This is a genomic window from Dickeya parazeae Ech586, assembly GCF_000025065.1.
Lineage (GTDB): Bacteria > Pseudomonadota > Gammaproteobacteria > Enterobacterales > Enterobacteriaceae > Dickeya > Dickeya zeae.
The window spans coordinates 518,891-535,084 of sequence record NC_013592.1; the positions used below are offsets into that span (position 1 = coordinate 518,891).

The following is a 16,194-nucleotide window of genomic DNA, read 5'->3' on the forward strand; positions in this document are numbered from 1 at the left end:
CCAGGCGGGCAGCGCGAAATCACCCGGTTTCACCCGCTGTCACCTGACGGTGAACCCGGCTGTTGTCGCTGCCCGCCGGGTGTCCTGGAGACTGAGGCGAGCCTGCCTGTTACGCGATAGGGTGCAAAGCAGCCGCCATTGGCGTAACCCCAAAGCGCTGGCCGAGGGCGATCAGCTCTTCGGTCGAGATGGTCTGTTTTTTGCCGCCCATCGAACGTACCTTGACCATCACTTGTGCCGATTTCTCAGCGGTGTCGATCAGGCCGAAGGCATCATCCAGCGAGGGGCCGGTGCCGAAAATACCGTGGAACGGCCACAATACCAGCGAGTGATGCTGCATTTGTTCCGCCGTCGCATCGCCGATGGCGTCCGTCCCCGGCACCATCCACGAGACAATGCCGATACCGTCTGGAAACACCACCAGACATTCGGTACTGCCTTCCCACAGCTCACGGGTGAAGATGGCACTGTTCAGTTCCAGCACATAGCTCAGCGCGATCAGGTTGGTGGCGTGGCAATGCATGATCACCCGATCCCGCCCGCCGCTGACCTTCATACGCACGATGTGCGACTGGAAATGGGCCGCCAGCTCCGACGTTGGCAGGCCACCGTTAGTCAGCCCCCAGAAAATACGATAACCGCGACCGTCGCCATCCACCTGCAACAGCACCAGATTGTCCGCCGGGTCCAGTTGCACATTGCGAAAGAACTTGCCGGATCCGGTGACGATAAACCAACAGCCTGACAGTTCCGGCATGGGCTGAGACAACGCTTCATGGCGTGGTTGTGGATAGAAATCGCTTTCAAATGGCGTCACGTCATCGGTGGTCAGGCGCAGGCTGATGTTACCGCCGTTACGCTCATCCCAGCCTTTGAGCCACATATCGCCGGTGGCTTTGATCATTCCCTGTACAAACCAGGAGGAGAGAATTGATTGCATGGTGAATCCTTAACGTTGACAGATTAACGCTGACAGAGAACGGTGTTTTCGTAGTGACGTACCGATTGCAGCCAGTCGCTGCCGGGCATGACGTCATGCTGCTGGCAGTAGTGCTCCCACACTGCCTGCCACGGCAGCGATTTCTGTTCTTCCAGCAGTGCCAGACGGGCGGTGTAGTCGCCGTTTTGTTCCAGCGTGCGCAGGGTGTCAGTGGGTTCCAGCAACGCGCGCAGCAAGGCTTTTTTCATGTTGCGGGTGCCGATAACCCAGGCGGCGATGCGGTTGATGGAGGCGTCGAAGAAATCCAGCCCGATATGTACCCGGTTAAACAGGTTATGGCGCACGATTTCATGGGCGATGGCCTGGGTTTCGTCATCCAGCAGCACCACGTGGTCGCTGTCCCAACGTACCGGGCGGCTGACGTGCAGCAGCAGGCGCGGCACGAACAGGCTGGCGCTGGAGATCTTGTCGGAAATCACTTCAGTGGGGTGGAAGTGCCCGGCGTCCAGACAAAGTGCTGTCTGGCGACTGGTGGCGTACCCCATGTAAAACTCGCCGGAGCCGACGGTAAAACTTTCCGCCCCTAACCCGAACAGCTTGCTCTCTACGGCATCGATATGGTGGGCCGGATCCAGTTTTTCCGCGATCACTTCATCCAGTGATGCCAGCAGCCGCTGACGGAACGCCAGCCTGTCTACCGTCAGGTCTTTCATGCCGTCTGGGATCCAGATATTCATGACCGAGGCCGTCCCCAGTTCGCGGCCGAACCAGGCGGAAATGCGGCGACTGGCCTGACAGTGTTCTATCCAGAAGCGACGTATCTTTTCGTCCGGGTGTGACAGGGTAAAGCCGTCGCTGCTAAAGGGGTGTGAAAAACAGGTTGGGTTAAAATCCAGCCCCAGATGCTGTTCTTTGGCCCACGCGACCCAGTTGCTGAAATGCTGTGGTTCGATGGCATTACGCGCCACTGGCGTCTCCGATTCCAGATAGATCGCATGCAGATTAAGGCGTTTCGGGCCGGGAATGTGGCGAAAGGCTTGCTCCAGGTCGGCGCGTAATTCGCTGGCGTCGCGTGCCTTGCCGGGGTAGTTACCGGTTGCCTGAATACCGCCGGTCAACGCTCCGCCGTTGTGTTCGAAGCCGGTGACGTCATCGCCCTGCCAGCAGTGGATGGAAACCGGAATCTGATCGAGCTGGCGCAGTGCGGCATCCACATCGATATTCAGGCGGGCGTAACGTTCCTGGGCCAGACGCCAGGCTGTTTCTAGTGCGGTATTCATACGGTGAGCTCCTCATTAATCTGACACAGCGCCTGAAAACGACGCCAGTGATCAGCCAAATCACTATCCTGTCGGGGGATAAACGGTTGTAGCGGGATGTTGTCGGTGAGAAGACGACGAAACGCCTCCAGGTTTGCCACGTCGCCCTGGGCTATCAACTGACAGCCGATATTGCCGAGGGTAGAAGCCTCGACCGGACCGGCCAGCACCGGCACCTGACAGACATCCGCGCACAGTTGGTTGAGCAGGTGGTTGCGGCTACCGCCACCAACGACATGCAAATGGCGTAATGGCGTACCGCGCAGTGCACCGAGTGTCAGCAGGCCCTGACGGTAGGACAACGCCAGGCTATCCAGAATGCAGCGCACCAGCGCCACCGTGCCGACAGGTTGTGGCTGGTCGTGTTCACGGCAGAGCTCACGCAGGGCATCGCTCATGGAAGGCGGGTTAATCAGCCGTTCGTCGTTTGGGTTTATCAGGCTGACAAAACCCGGTTGTGCTGCCGCCGCATCAAGCAAGGCGGGCAGGTCGGTGACCTGTTGTTCCTGACATACCCGTTGTAATAGCCAGAGCCCCATAATATTTTTCAGTACCCGATAACGGCCGCCGACACCCCCTTCATTAGTGAGGTTCGCGGCCAGCGCCGCCGGGCCGGTCAGCGGTGTATGGTTTTCAATACCGATCAGTGACCAGGTGCCGGAGCTGAGATAAGCACTGTCTGCATCGGTCAGCGGGGTGGCGACGACCGCGCTGGCGGTATCGTGGGTCGCCACGCTCACGACCGGTACCGCGCGGCCGCTGGGCGCGACCCACTCCCCAAGCGTCTGGCCCGGTTGATGCGGGGTGGCAAGCCAGTTGGGCGGTATGCCCAGATAATCCAGCAGACCGTGGTCCCAGTCACCGCTGTGTAGATTCAGTAACTGTGTGGTGCTGGCGTTGGTGTATTCGCAGGCCATCTGGCCGGTTAACCGGTAGTGAAAATAGTCTGGGATCATCAGCAGATGCGCCACCTGGCCCCAGATGTCCGGCTCCTGCTGGCGCAGCGCCCGCAGTTGGTAGAGGGTATTGAACGGCAAAAACTGAATACCAGTCTGGCGGTAGAGGCGCTCACGGCCCAGTTCGGCGGTGACCTGCGCCATCTGGCCGTCAGTACGATGGTCACGGTAAGAGTAGCTCAGGCCCAGCCGGTTCCCTTGCTTATCCAGCGCGACCATATCCACCCCCCAACTGTCGATACCGATGCTGACCGGGTGAATGCCGCGGGCGTCGATGGTTTCAAGCCCGTGTCTAATCTGGCGTTCCAGTTCGTCCAGATCCCACAGGTGATGCCCCTGCGAGTAATGCAGTTGGTTGCTAAAACGGTGAATTTCCTCCAGCGTTAACCGGCGGGTTTCGGTCTCCAGCGATGCCAGCATGACCCGTCCGCTGGAAGCACCAAGATCGACTGCCACATAATGCCTGACCGCCATTGCCGTTCTCTCCGTTATCGATAAGGTGTGGGTGACTGTGTTTGGCAGTGTAGGAAAGTTGCGGCGGCGGCACCTTTGGGTGAGTGCCACCTGAAAAATGGGGATGGCAAAATGGCAAAGTTGGCTGTGAAGCGGTTCACGATTTGCGGTGATAGTCGGCGAGTGACCCGCGTTGGACGAACGATAAGCGCCTGTGATCCTGACCACATTTCAGTGATTTAACGGCTGAATCTTGAAAAAATGACCTCGCGAGGGCCATGTCGCGGCGCTATTTTAAGGCGCAGGGGCCGCCCTTCTGACTACTCTATCTGACAGGTGAATGAGTCAGGTGGAAGGGGGAAGACGACATGACACAACTTCATGGCGAGGAGTTTTTTGTTTCACCCGCGGCGACAGTAGCCGTAGAACCCCGGATGCCGCAGCACGCCTTTCCCGAGCACTATCACGACTTTTGGGAGATAGTGCTGGTCGAGCAAGGTGCAGGTGTGCACGTGTTCAACGATCAACCCTTCGCGCTCTGTAGCGGGGCGGTGTTTTTCGTGCGCGACAATGATCGCCATCTGTTTGAGCAGGTGGAGGAACTGCACCTGACCAATGTGCTGTATCGCTCGCCGCGTGGGTTCCGCTTTCTGTCGGACATCGCGCCGTTTCTGCCGTATGGCGCTAATGGCGAGTGGCTGGGACAATGGCAACTGAATGCCGGGACGCAGCAGCAGGTCAAGCAGTTGATTTTGCAGCTGGCGGCGCTGGCGCGCCATGAACGACCGGAAGATATTGCGACCAGTGAAAGCCTGTTCCTGCAAATTCTGGTGCTGTTGCGGCAAAAGAGCTTTCAGACGCAGGGGGACGGCAGTGAGCGGCTGGGAATTCAGGCGTTGCTGGGCTGGTTGCAGCATAACTTCTGTGAAGAGGTGGACTGGGACACGCTGGCGGACCGTTTTTCGCTGTCGTTGCGTACGCTGCACCGACAGGTTAAACAGCGCACTGGCATGACGCCGCAGCGTTACCTGAACCGGTTGCGTCTGCTGGAAGCGCGGCGTCGGTTGCAGCACAGTGATGACTCGATTACCACCATCGCCCATGATTGTGGCTTCAGTGACAGTAATCACTTCTCCACCCAGTTCCGCAAAGCCTTTTCGCTGGCCCCGAAAGCGTTGCGCCATCAGGCGCTGTGTGAGGACTAAGAGCCCTAATGGGATAGGGCTCTAACGTGACAGGGGCGACAGGCTGTGCCATCCCGCGGGTTAAAGCTACGAACGGAAGATTACTTTCTTACCGATAAAAATACGGTCACGGTGGCGGAGCGCAGCCCGCAGCCGGCGTTTCCGTTGCATCACCACGACTTTGACGAGCTGGTGATTGTCTGGCGCGGCAATGGCCTGCATCTGTGGAATGACGTGCCTTATCGCATCACCTGCGGCGATCTGTTTTATGTCTCCGCCCGCGATCGTCACAGTTATGAATCGGTGCACGATCTGGAGCTGGACAATATTCTCTATATCCGCGAGCGCCTGACGCTGCCTGCCGACTGGCCAAATTTGTTGCCCGGTGGTGAGGTCTCGCAGCAGCAACGTTACTGGCGGCTGGCGACCCAGAGCATGGATATCCTGCGCGACAAAGTGGAAAACCTGGCGCAGGAGTGCATGAAATCGGACCCGCTGTCGTTACAGCTTAGTGAAGTACTGCTGTTGCAGATTGCACTACTGGCGATGCGGTATCGTTACGCACCGGAAAGCACTCAACTGGCGGATGCCCAGCAACTGGATTTGCTGATGAATGCGCTGCGCGCCAGCATTGCCCGACCGTTTCGGCTGGAGGATTTCTGCCAGTTGCACGGCATCAGCATGCGTAGCCTGCGTAGTCGCTTCAAACAGCAGACCGGTATGAGCGTGGCGCAATACCTGCGCCAGTTGCGGCTCTGTCGGGCGATGGAATTGCTGCGCCACAACCGGCAAACCATCAGCGAGGTGGCGGCTGAATGCGGTTTTGACGACAGCAATTATTTTTCCGTGGTATTCCATCAGGCGTTTGGCGTCACCCCCAGCGGTTACCGGCAGCGTTTTCAGTCTGGCGCTAAAGTGTGAGCCGGTGGCGACAATCATTATTTCGAGGAAGGTTACCGTGTTGAACGTGAAGTGCGGTAATAGCGCCAGAGCTTTATGATGAGTGAATAGGCAATAATGGTAGTAATGATCTCAAGCACCAGCATTGCTGAAATGTAGAGATCCTCAGGATCACGAACCCCAAAGGCATCAGATAGCGTAAAGAGCAGTGCCACTTGATCTTTGGTCATAGGCAATGGATAGGTATGGACATAGCGTACCGATAAAAGAAATATACCCGTCATACTTTAAGTTGCAGGTGTGTTGGCGGCGTTCGCTCACCCGAATCACTTACCTGAGTAAGCTCATCGGGATTCACTCTCTTGCCGCCTTCCTGCAACTCGAATTATTTTGGGTATAAAATAAGAAATAGAATGGTCTTTAGCGCTTTACGGATAAACCTGGTCATTCGTGATTATCGTTTTATTTTTCTGGTTAACGTTTCATAGATTGGCAGTATTTCCATGATTGACAGTATTTCCATGCTCGCATACTTAACCTGTATAACACTACGGTGATCATCATATTAATCATTAATACCGCCAGCAGGTAGAACCACTCTGGATCGCTAAATCCCAGGTAGTTAGCAACAGTGACAAGCCGGTCGGTCATGCTGCGTGTAAATGTTATCGGATAGGGATGAATATAGTGTAGCGATATCACGTAAAAGATAAGAAAAAATAGCATTTTTACCAAGTGTACCATCAGCTAAAACCTTCATGATCCATTTTGGTGTATGGCCTGCGAGTAGAAGATAGTATCACATTTATCGTCGGTATTTATCTTAGCTGTGTTTACTATAGCGCACAGTGACTCGCGCCATCACAAATAACATATTCCTGTTAATTGAAACTGTTATTTTATGATGGCGCGCTGAAATAACGTCAGGCGTGAATCGTATTGTGTTGTTGGTTAATGTCCACCGGGGCGACGGTGGACAGTAATTGCCGGGTATAAGGGTGCTGTGGTTGATTGAATATCTGTTCCACGGTGCCGTGTTCTACCACGTCGCCGTCTTTCATCACCGCAATCCGATGGCTCATGTGCTGTACCACGCCAAGATCGTGGGAGATAAATACCATCGACAGGTGTAAACGGTGCTGCAAGGCGACCAGCAGGTCCAACACCTGTGCTTGTGTGGTGACATCCAACGCGGATACCGGCTCGTCGCAAATCAGCACCTCTGGCTCAGCTGCCAGCGCTTGTGCGATGGAGATCCGCTGGCGTTGCCCGCCGGATAACGATAGTGGCCGTCTGGCGAGCAATGTGGGTGATAACCCCACCAGTTCCAGCAGGGCGAGAATACGCTGCTGTCGGGCTTGTGGGCTGAGATCGTGTCGCAGCCGCAATGGTTGCAGCAGGATCTGCTCAATCGTGAACTGCGGGTCGAACGAACTGAGCGGATCTTGGGTGATGGTTTGAATGCGCGCGCGCAGCGGGCGGCGCTCTCGCTCCGCCAGCCTGCTCCAGGGGTGACCGGACAGGCGAACTTCACCGCTGTCCGGTGATTGTAACGCCAGTATCACCTTCCCGAGCGTAGTCTTGCCGGAGCCGGATTCGCCAACAATACCCAGCGTTTCCCCCCGTTCTACCGCCAGCGAAATGTTATTCACCGCGGTCATCCGGCTACCATCCGGGCGCTTAAAGGAAACGGAGATACCATCGACCTGCAACGCCAGCCCGTGTTTTTTATGTGAGGTGTCGACAGAAGAGAGCAGGGATGAGGCCTGCGCACTGAGCGGGTTTTCCCCCGCCAGCCAGTGACCACGGGTTGCGGCGGTCGGAATAGCGGCCAGCAGACGGCGGGTATACGGGTGCTGCGGAGCGGATAGCACCTGCTGCGCCGGGCCGTGCTCCACCAGTGCGCCGGTTTGCATCACCATGACCCGATCGGCGACCTGAGCGACAACCGCCAGATCATGGGTTATCAGCAGTACACCGTGTCCGGCCTGCGCCAGCGCGGTAAACAGCTTGAGGATCTGTTGCTGGACGGTGGCATCCAGCGCGGTAGTCGGCTCATCGGCGATCAGCAGTTTTGGCCCGGCGGCCAGCGCGGAGGCGATCAGTGCCCGTTGGCGCAGACCGCCCGACAGTTCATGCGGGTACTGTGCCGCCCGGTTAGCCGGGTCGGGAATACCGACCTGCGCCAGCAGGTCAGCAACACGAATGGCCACATCGCCGCGTGCCGCCAGCTTATGGGTCAGTAGCGGTTCCGCCACTTCCTGCCCGATGCGCCGTAATGGGTCGAGCGATACCAGCGCATCTTGCAACACAAAGCCTATCTCCCGGCCGCGTACCTGTTGCCATTGCCGGGCGCTCAGGTGTTGCAGGTCGCACCGGCTGCCGTCGTGGCGCACCAGTTCGATGGCGTTGGCCTCAATCTGTGCCCGTTCACCTGCCAGCCCGACCAGCGTGCGGGCGGTGACCGATTTACCGGAGCCAGATTCGCCCACCAGCGCCAGAATTTCCCCCGGATTAACCTGAAACGACAGGTTACGCACCGATTCTACCGGCCCATGCGGACTGGGGAACGTCACGTTTAACCCTTCGACGCGTAATAACGGCTGCGAAGCAGACTGACTCATGCCGCCCCCTTAGCCAGAATGGCTTGTAAACGTCGGCCCAGCAGGGTGATGACGATAACCGACAGTGCTACTACGCTTGCCGGAAACAGGCTGACCCAGGGTGCGATATCCAAAAAGTTGCGGCCATCGGCCAGCAGTGCGCCCCATTCAGCGGTCGGTGGCACCACGCCAAGGCCGAGGAAACTGAGCGCGGAGGCCGACAACACCGCATTACCGACGCCGATGGTGGCGAGAATCAACAGCGGCCGCAGGGTGTTGGGAATGATATGACGCACCACGATGTAGAGTGGGTGCTCGCCCAGCGCGATGGCGTGTTCCACGTAGCCGGAGAGTTTCACCTGCAACACCTGCGAGCGTACCAGCCGGGCATAACCGGCGACGCCAGAAAGCCCGACCGCCAGGAGTGTGTTTTCCGGGCCTCGGCCCAGCACGGCAATGACCAGCAACGCCAGTAACATTTCCGGAAACGCCAGCATGATGTCCAGCAGTCGCACCAGTACACGGCGTACTGGTAAGGGTGCCAGCGCCGACAGCGTACCCAACAGCACACCGCCGACACAGGCAATGAGCATTGCGCCGACGCCGATGCTCAGTGATAGCGACGTACCGTAGACCACACGGGTAAACACATCGCGACCGAGCGGGTCGGTGCCGAACCAGTGGCCTGCGCTGGGCGGCTGGAGCACCGCGCCCATGTCCATTTCATCCGGCAGACGGTGCGTGAACAGCGACGGGAAAAATACCGCCAGCAGCAATAGCAACACGGCCAGAGCTGGCAGCACGGTTGCTGGTGCCAGCCAGGGGCGGCGATCAGTGATATCTCTTAAACGGCGTATCCGCATCCGTAGTCCGTTGTCAGTGACAGGCTGAGGGGAGAACGGTTTATAGGTTAACGGTTCACTGCTCATGCGCGTTCGCCTTTTTTCTTAAACGGGGGTCGATCAGTAAATAGAGCGCATCCACCAGCAGGTTGATGACTACAAACAGCAGCGCGGATAACATCACCAGTCCCAGCACCAGCGGCATATCGCGGCTTTCGATGGCATGCAGGGTAATCTGGCCGATACCGGCGCGGCCAAACACGGTTTCGGTCAGCACCGAACCGCTCAGTACCCCCGCCAGCAGCGTTCCGGTCAGTGTCGACGCGGCCAGTGCGCCGTGGCGCAGACCGTGGCGAAGGCGCAACCCGGTTTCGCTGACGCCTCGGGTGCGCACCGTGAGCGCAAACGGCTGCGACAACGCCTCTTCCAGCCCGTCGCGCAGCACCTGGCTTAGCAGCGCCGCCAGCGGCAGACTCAGCGTCACGACCGGCAGCACCAGTGATATCAGCCCGTCGTTGCCCATCACCGGGAACCATTGCAGGTGGAAACTGAACACGCTGAGCAGCACAATACCGACCCAGTAGACCGGCGTGCTGAGTAGCGTCAGTTCCAGCCAGGACATCAGCGCCCGTAGCCGGGCATGACGACCGGCGGTCAGCAAGGCATTCACGACGGAGAGCAGCAAGGCCAGCACCAAGGCGCTGATTGCCAGTTGAACCGTTTCCCGCATGGCGTCGCCAATCAAGGCGATGACCGGTTGCCGGTACTGATAGCTGACGCCGAAGTCACCTTGCAGCGCCTGCCCGCAATAGCGCAGGTATTGCATCCACAGCGGCTGATCGAGCCCAAACTGCTTGATCAGCGCTGCACGGTAGGCTCCATCCACCACGTTATCGCCGCCGCTCAGGATAGCGACCGGATCACCAGGGATCAGTTTGACGGCAATAAACGTCAGCGTGGCGGCGCCCCACAGCACCGCCACAATGGTGAAGAGTCGCTGGAGCGCCGTGACGGCCAGGTTACGGTTTAATCCAGACATCATAGAAGTTCGGTTTGGCGTTGGTGGCCCAGCTAATGCCCTGTACTTTCTTCGACAGACCTAATTGGTAGGCTGGGATGAACAGCGGTACCGCGTAAGCCTGATCAAGCAATTCATGCTGGATAGCGCTGTAAAGCTGCTGACGCTCGGCATCGCTGGCGCCGATGGCTTTTCTCAGCTTGTCATCCAGTGCGTGGATGCGGCTGAAGTTATTACCGTTAGGCGGAATATAGTTGGAGTCGAACACGGTGCGCAGGATATCCGGCTCGGCGCGTACGAAGTAGTTGGAGGCGATGTCGTAGTCGTTATCGTTGGTACGGCTGATGAAGCCCCCACCGTCGACCGGATTAAGCTGGACGTCGATACCCGCCTGCTTCACCTGATACTGTACCGCCTGGAACAGGGTGATTTCCGCCGCTTCCGACGAGCCGGTGCTGTAGACGAACTGTACCGTCAGGCGTTTACCGTCTTTGGTGCGGTAACCGTCGCTATCTTTGGTTTTCCAGCCCGCGTCGTCCAGCAACTGGTTGGCTTTTTTCAGGTCAAAGCCCCCCAACGCGGCGGCGGATGGGTCGTAATACAGGGTCGATGGGCCCAGTACGCTGTCGGCTGCTTTTAACGTGCCGAAGAACGCCACTTTGGTCGCTGAAGGGGCATCCACGGCATGCAGGAAGGCGCGGCGTACGTTGATGTCCTGGAACGGGCCTTTAGACGTATTCAGGTACAGCACACGGTTAACACCGGGGTTCTCGCGGGTGATCAATTCCAGACGGGTGTCTTTTTTCAGGGTGGTGGCGTTGGCCGGTGGTACGGCGTCAATCGCCTGTACCTGACCACTGCTCAGGGCACCGAGACGCACCGACGATTCCGGCAAGTATTTGAATTCGATTTTATCCAGATAAGCCGGACCGGAATGCGCAGCATAACCCGGCCCCCAGTGGTAATCCGGGCGTTTTGTCAGACGGCTGCCGCTGCCTTTGACGAAAGATTCCAGAATAAACGGACCGGAACCGACGATAGTGTTGCTGGTATTCGGGGTGTTTTTCAGGTACGTCGGCGACTGAATGCCCAAATACGGCAGGCTCAGCCCCTGCAACAGTGCGGCGAACGGGCTCTTGTAGCTGATGACCACGGTGTAGTCGTCCGGCGTAGTAATGCTGTCGATCGGCCCCAGCAGTGATTTGGCGTAGCTGGAGGTGGTTTTCGGGTCGAGAATACGGTCCAGATTGTATTTCACGGCGGCGGCGTCCAGTTTGGTGCCGTCACTGAACGTCACGTCTTTGCGCAGGTGAAAGGTATAGCGGGTGTTGTTGTCGCTGATTTCCCAGCGTTCAGCCAGCCAAGGGGTAAAACGGTTGTCTTCCGCCTGTCCGACCAGCGAATCCACCACGTTGCGTGCCACCAGCGCGGCCACGGAGTAAGCGGTAATCGAGGGGTCGATAACCGGGGTGTCACTGCCAAGCCCGATATTGAGCGTACCGCCTTGTACCGGGGCCGTCGCGTCTGCCGCTGTTGCGAAAGGCGAGGTACTTACCGCCAGAGAAAGCAATCCTGCACTGAGCAAGGAGAACCGTAATGTTTTGCCTGTCTGAAATCGTATCGCCATTCCCTGAGTCCTCAACAGTCTGCATCGTTTGCATGGAAAAAATCTGGTAATAGCCCGGTACTCTAGGAGAACGTCATATGAGTGTAAAAGTATAAAAAATTATTTTTAATGTTCAAAAAGGCATAAAAAGAACAACAAGACATGAGGAGAGATATCCGGCTGGATGCCGACATGCAGGCGGCTGTGTAAAGGGTTATATAAAGAGTTGTATATAAAGACGGGACAGAGCGTGTTGCCAGCAATACGAAAGCGCAAAGAGTAAAAGAAAAGCAAGTGGGTATTTTTGCTATAATGTGCGTTTTTTCTCCTGGCTGATTATGTTGTTAATTCCCTGCCGGGTATTCACTGGAGGGAATGAATCCTTTTTTTTGGCGATAAAAAACTGTAAATATGAATTAGTCAGTGATTGTTTTCTGTAGCGCTATTTATCTTTATTTATTTTTTCTATTTTCATTGTTTTTTGGCTATGGGAATATATTGTTTACGGGTTGTTAGTGTTATTGTTTTCAACCTTATAGCTATCAAAAATTTAATTTCAAAAATTGATTACTACAATTTTATTTCTTTAATGATATATGTTTTATTTTTGATTTTATCCGTATTAATTGTACCCTTAAGACAGGAGGTGGAGTGGAATACTCTATTCTTCGTGGTGTGTTTTCTGGTCTGCCCGATTTAAATGATCCTCGCTTTTCGGTGTTTAATGATTTTTATTTGAATAATAAGGTGACGGTGCTGGCATCGTTGCCTTGGGTAGTATCAGAAATTATCGAGAATGATGGTTTTGATAAAATGATTGAATTCATTATCAATCATGGCGGAGGACGCATTTATGTCAGCCGGGACTATCCTCTTTTTCTGCAGAGAGTCGGCATGCACTTGTCAAAAAAGACACATGACAAGATGCTATTCCACTCCATGCCCGATAATGTGCTGGATATTCCCTCTTCCTGGGGGATCTATTTAAAATTGAGGAATGTCGCTGTCAGGCTGTTGTTAAGCCAGGGGGTGAGCCAGGAGCAGATTGCACGGGACTTCGGTATAACCAGTCGTGCATTACGCAAGATAGTGGCCGTGAAAGAGTAAGATTCACGGCCATACTGTTATTACTATTAATTAATAATGTTATTACTATCGCGCTATTTCATATGCATCGATATATCTTATTTTTCTGTGATTGCATTATTCTTTGCTTTTCTATTTATCACGCTACCATTTTATCTGTCTTGTATGGGTACCCGTTGATAACGGTGATGAATAATTCCAGGAGAAAAATAATGACACCACGCCGCGATGAAATAACGGGCAAGAATAATGCCCAGCAGCACCGTGGCAAAAAAGAGATAAATATGCTCTCCAGCAGACAGCAGCGTGAACGTGAGGAGCACATTTGCCATCAGCCACCCCAGAAGGAGGTGATCCCGCGATCGTTTCCAGCGTGCTGACAAATTATTGGGGGTGGTATGGGTGAGCCCTTTTGTCCCCCAACTGATATCACTGAATTGGGCGAGGGAATAAGTCGTCAGATAGAGCGGAAAAAATAACAGGCTGGGTAGGTAATAAAGCGCCATTCGCCATCCTGCATTCGGGCTGTCAGGTGAGGCAATAACAATCAGTAACAGCGGTAGTATCAATAACGGGATTATCGCCAGCGGATAAATCAGCACGCTGCTGAGGGTGAGTAAGAGAGTAGTGACCCCCATCAGCGTCATGGCGATTTGATGAAATAGGAGTCCTGTTGCGGTGTGGATGCTGCATGAGCGGCTAAGGCCCATCACGCCACACCACAATAACAAGACGCCGCCCGCCCAGAGGTGTGCCGTCATACCCGGTGATTCGGTGGCTAATAGCGATGGCATGCTGAGTGCAGCCGAGAGACTCAGTAGCGTGGGGGAGAATAATAACGTTAATAACGGCATGCAATGCCACAGCATCGCTAGCGTTACCTGACATTTGCGGCGGTACGAGAGCGTTGTCTCCCGCCAGAGCGCAGGCAGTTCCAGCAAGGCGGAAAAGCGGGCGGCCAGGGTGCTGTTGATCCAGCGACGTCGCTGGCGCATCAATTCTCTCAGTGTGGTGCAGGCATCGGTTTCCAGTCTGGCTGGGGGCAGGTACGTTGTGGTGGCCGGGGTCTCTTTAATCAGCTCAAACCCCAATACCCGGTCTTCTGCCAGAAACTGGTTATGCTCCCGCAACCCTTTTGGATGCAGGCCGCGTAAGTAGCGCGTCAGGGGGGATGACCCCTTCGGACCCGGAGCTATCAGTGCGGCATAGCGTATCAGGCTACATTGACCAGGAAGCACATCCATATAGCCAAGACATTGGCTCACTGGCCAGTCGGTGAGCTTTTCCCAAATAAAATCAGCGTATTGCCAGTTGGTTATCAGGCTGGCGTCAGTTGGCATGGCGGTGGTGGTGTGCGTTGCCAGTGCCGCACAGTCATGGTGTTGCTCCAGATAGTGGTACAGGTGGTACAGGCAGTCGTTGTCAGGAATCGAACCGCTATCGATTTGCAACACATAACGCGGGGTGATCACACGACAAAAATGGCGGAAAAACCAGTTGTGCGAATCCAGCTTGCCTCGGTTGTCGCGTTTCTCAGCCAGCAGCAGTGGCGAGTAGCGGCAGCTTCCTTCCGGTGCGGAGGATACTGGCATCAAACCAAACGGTGGCGGATCGGTCAGAGCACTGCGTTGGACGTGCAGGCGGTTGTGAGTAGTGTGGCCCGTATTGGTGGTATCCGACAGGGTAAAACCGGACGATACCAGCCAGCGTCGTGTGTCAGGATGGAGCGCCTCGTCACCGTCGGTGATGAGGCAAATCATCAGGGAAGGGGGGGCGTGGTCATCGCTGTAAGGTGAGGTCTGACGGCGCAATACGGCATGACTGCGTGATAGTGCCGCCAGCGTATCATTGAGCGCTGTCGGCGGCTCGTTATACAGGGTGACGCATACCAACAGGTCACAGGTGCCGGGCAGCGAGGCATCGTATATAAAATCACCTTCTGACACGCGCTCATGAATCACGCTGTCGGGTTCAGCGTGAGTGAGTACAGGGTTTTTGATGTGCGGCAGGAGCATGGCGTTATTCATGATTGTCATCCTTGTTATCATCATGAGGTTAGGTGCGAAAGCGCAAAGGCAGAGGCGAAAAACCTTCTTGCTGCAATGGGTTATGCGGTAAGCGCCAGAACTGCGTCACGATGCTGGAATAAAGCTGGCGAAAGTCGGTGGTAAAGGTCGGGTTACCGACGTCATCGAGCCTGTCCAGGTCGGTACGTGAGCCATAGATGCCGCCGCTGAGCGCACCGCCGAGCAGGAATGCCACCCCGCTGGTGCCATGATCCGTACCACCGGACGCATTCTCCTGCGGTCGGCGGCCAAATTCTGACTGCACCAGAATCATGCTGTCCTGCCAGACGCCGATGTCTATCAGGCCCTGACGCAATCCTGCCAGTAGTCTGGCGACCTGTTGCAAAAGTGGGCGATGTTGCTCTCGCATCAGTGAATGCAGGTCAAACCCGGATGTGCCTAATTTCAGCACCGGGGTATCCACGCCGCAGGCTATCAGCCACAGCAGTTGTGCGCCTTGAATGTAGACCGGCGGCATATAGCCTGATGGCTCGGGGGTGAATAATCGCGCAAATGGATTGGGGCGATTGAGCTTTTGCCGAATGCGCTGATTAATCGTGTGGGTATTTTCTATCAGTGAACGCAGATAAAGTGAGGCGTTGTTATCTGTCGGCATCGCCGCCCGTAACGCCATATCGTCGGTGGACCGGAGTGCGTCGGCATCCTGAAGCTCAAGGGCGAAAACCCCCTCCTGATGTATAAAATCGGGTGAACCAGAGAAGACAACCCCATCGGTATCGTAGCGTCTGGCGAGGTCTTGATTGGCCGCCAGCGTACGACCGACCCAGCCTGAGCGTGAACTGGGGTCGGTATTGGCGGTATTCCAGATGGTGGTGGCATCGAAATGCGACAGCGTCGGATGGGGATAGCCGATATCCGAAAAGATGGCCAATTCCCCACGCTGATAAATCTTCTCCAGCTCGACAAGCCCAGGGTTAAAGGCGAACTCATCATTGAGGGGCAGCCAATGGTTGGCCGGAACCGCCAGCGTAGGGCGATAGTGACGATAAAGCGGGTCACGATAAGGGATCAGCGTATTGAGGGCGTCGTTGCCACCAAACAGCTCAATGATAATCAGCCTGCGCTGGCCGGTTTGCTGGCGTAACGTCTGAAGGTTTTCCGCTAACAACGGCGCAGGCAGCAGCGAGACCAGTGGCAGCGAGCCGAATAATTTCAGCAGGTTTCTGCGGGTGTAATCAGGTGCGGTCATCATAGGTCACT

The 16,194-nt window shown here is 55.8% G+C and carries 13 protein-coding genes; 3 read left to right on the forward strand and 10 right to left on the reverse strand.

Going from position 1 to position 16,194, the window contains the following annotated elements; translation table 11 throughout:
- Nucleotides 1-109 precede the first annotated feature (109 nt).
- Genes rhaD through rhaB form a run of 3 tightly spaced genes read right to left on the reverse strand, consistent with a single transcriptional unit; the run spans nt 110 to nt 3,689 of the window.
- The gene (gene rhaD / locus DD586_RS02365; protein WP_012883209.1) at nt 110-940 is read right to left on the reverse strand and encodes a rhamnulose-1-phosphate aldolase; all 831 of its coding nucleotides are present in this window, start codon (nt 938-940) and stop codon (nt 110-112) included.
- A gap of 23 nt (nt 941-963) precedes the next feature.
- Nucleotides 964-2,220, reverse strand: coding sequence for an L-rhamnose isomerase (locus DD586_RS02370; RefSeq protein WP_012883210.1), 1,257 nt, complete (start codon nt 2,218-2,220; stop codon nt 964-966).
- Complete coding sequence (gene rhaB, locus DD586_RS02375; RefSeq protein WP_012883211.1) at nt 2,217-3,689, reverse strand: rhamnulokinase; 1,473 nt, start codon at nt 3,687-3,689, stop codon at nt 2,217-2,219. Before rhaB ends, DD586_RS02370 begins: the two co-directional genes overlap by 4 nt.
- 347 nt (nt 3,690-4,036) lie before the next feature.
- Here rhaB and rhaS point away from each other — a divergent pair, with 347 nt between their 5' ends.
- A complete protein-coding gene (gene rhaS, locus DD586_RS02380; RefSeq protein WP_012883212.1) occupies nt 4,037-4,873 on the forward strand; it encodes an HTH-type transcriptional activator RhaS in 837 nt (278 codons plus the stop codon).
- Nucleotides 4,874-4,918: 45 nt separating this feature from the next.
- The gene (gene rhaR / locus DD586_RS02385) at nt 4,919-5,773 is read left to right on the forward strand and encodes an HTH-type transcriptional activator RhaR (RefSeq protein WP_012883213.1); all 855 of its coding nucleotides are present in this window, start codon (nt 4,919-4,921) and stop codon (nt 5,771-5,773) included.
- Nucleotides 5,774-5,805: 32 nt separating this feature from the next.
- Here rhaR and DD586_RS21140 read toward each other — a convergent pair whose 3' ends face one another.
- The 5 genes from DD586_RS21140 to DD586_RS02410 all read right to left on the reverse strand — a co-directional run bounded on the left by DD586_RS21140 (nt 5,806) and on the right by DD586_RS02410 (nt 11,842).
- Nucleotides 5,806-6,036: a hypothetical protein gene (locus DD586_RS21140; RefSeq protein ID WP_012883214.1), complete on the reverse strand. Its 231-nt coding sequence runs from the start codon at nt 6,034-6,036 to the stop codon at nt 5,806-5,808.
- A 639-nt stretch (nt 6,037-6,675) separates the two neighbouring features.
- Complete coding sequence (locus DD586_RS02395; RefSeq protein ID WP_012883216.1) at nt 6,676-8,376, reverse strand: dipeptide ABC transporter ATP-binding protein; 1,701 nt, start codon at nt 8,374-8,376, stop codon at nt 6,676-6,678.
- A complete protein-coding gene (locus DD586_RS02400) occupies nt 8,373-9,284 on the reverse strand; it encodes an ABC transporter permease (RefSeq protein WP_012883217.1) in 912 nt (303 codons plus the stop codon). Before DD586_RS02400 ends, DD586_RS02395 begins: the two co-directional genes overlap by 4 nt.
- Complete coding sequence (locus DD586_RS02405) at nt 9,274-10,239, reverse strand: ABC transporter permease (protein ID WP_012883218.1); 966 nt, start codon at nt 10,237-10,239, stop codon at nt 9,274-9,276. The genes DD586_RS02400 and DD586_RS02405 overlap by 11 nt, the downstream gene beginning before the upstream one ends.
- Entirely contained in the window at nt 10,217-11,842 is a 1,626-nt protein-coding gene (locus tag DD586_RS02410) for an ABC transporter substrate-binding protein (RefSeq protein ID WP_012883219.1), read from the reverse strand. Before DD586_RS02410 ends, DD586_RS02405 begins: the two co-directional genes overlap by 23 nt.
- Before the next feature lie 630 nt (nt 11,843-12,472).
- Between DD586_RS02410 and DD586_RS02415 the strand changes: the two genes are divergently transcribed.
- Nucleotides 12,473-12,928, forward strand: coding sequence for a hypothetical protein (locus DD586_RS02415; protein WP_012883220.1), 456 nt, complete (start codon nt 12,473-12,475; stop codon nt 12,926-12,928).
- Between the two features lie 131 nt (nt 12,929-13,059).
- Here the strand turns inward: DD586_RS02415 and DD586_RS02420 are convergent, their stop codons facing one another.
- Both DD586_RS02420 and DD586_RS02425 read right to left on the reverse strand, forming a co-directional pair.
- A complete protein-coding gene (locus DD586_RS02420) occupies nt 13,060-14,934 on the reverse strand; it encodes a glycosyltransferase family 2 protein (RefSeq protein ID WP_012883221.1) in 1,875 nt (624 codons plus the stop codon).
- Between the two features lie 28 nt (nt 14,935-14,962).
- Nucleotides 14,963-16,186 carry a DUF1501 domain-containing protein gene (locus DD586_RS02425; protein WP_012883222.1) on the reverse strand — a complete coding sequence of 408 codons (1,224 nt, stop codon included), beginning with the start codon at nt 16,184-16,186 and terminating at the stop codon, nt 14,963-14,965.
- Nucleotides 16,187-16,194: the final 8 nt, after the last annotated feature.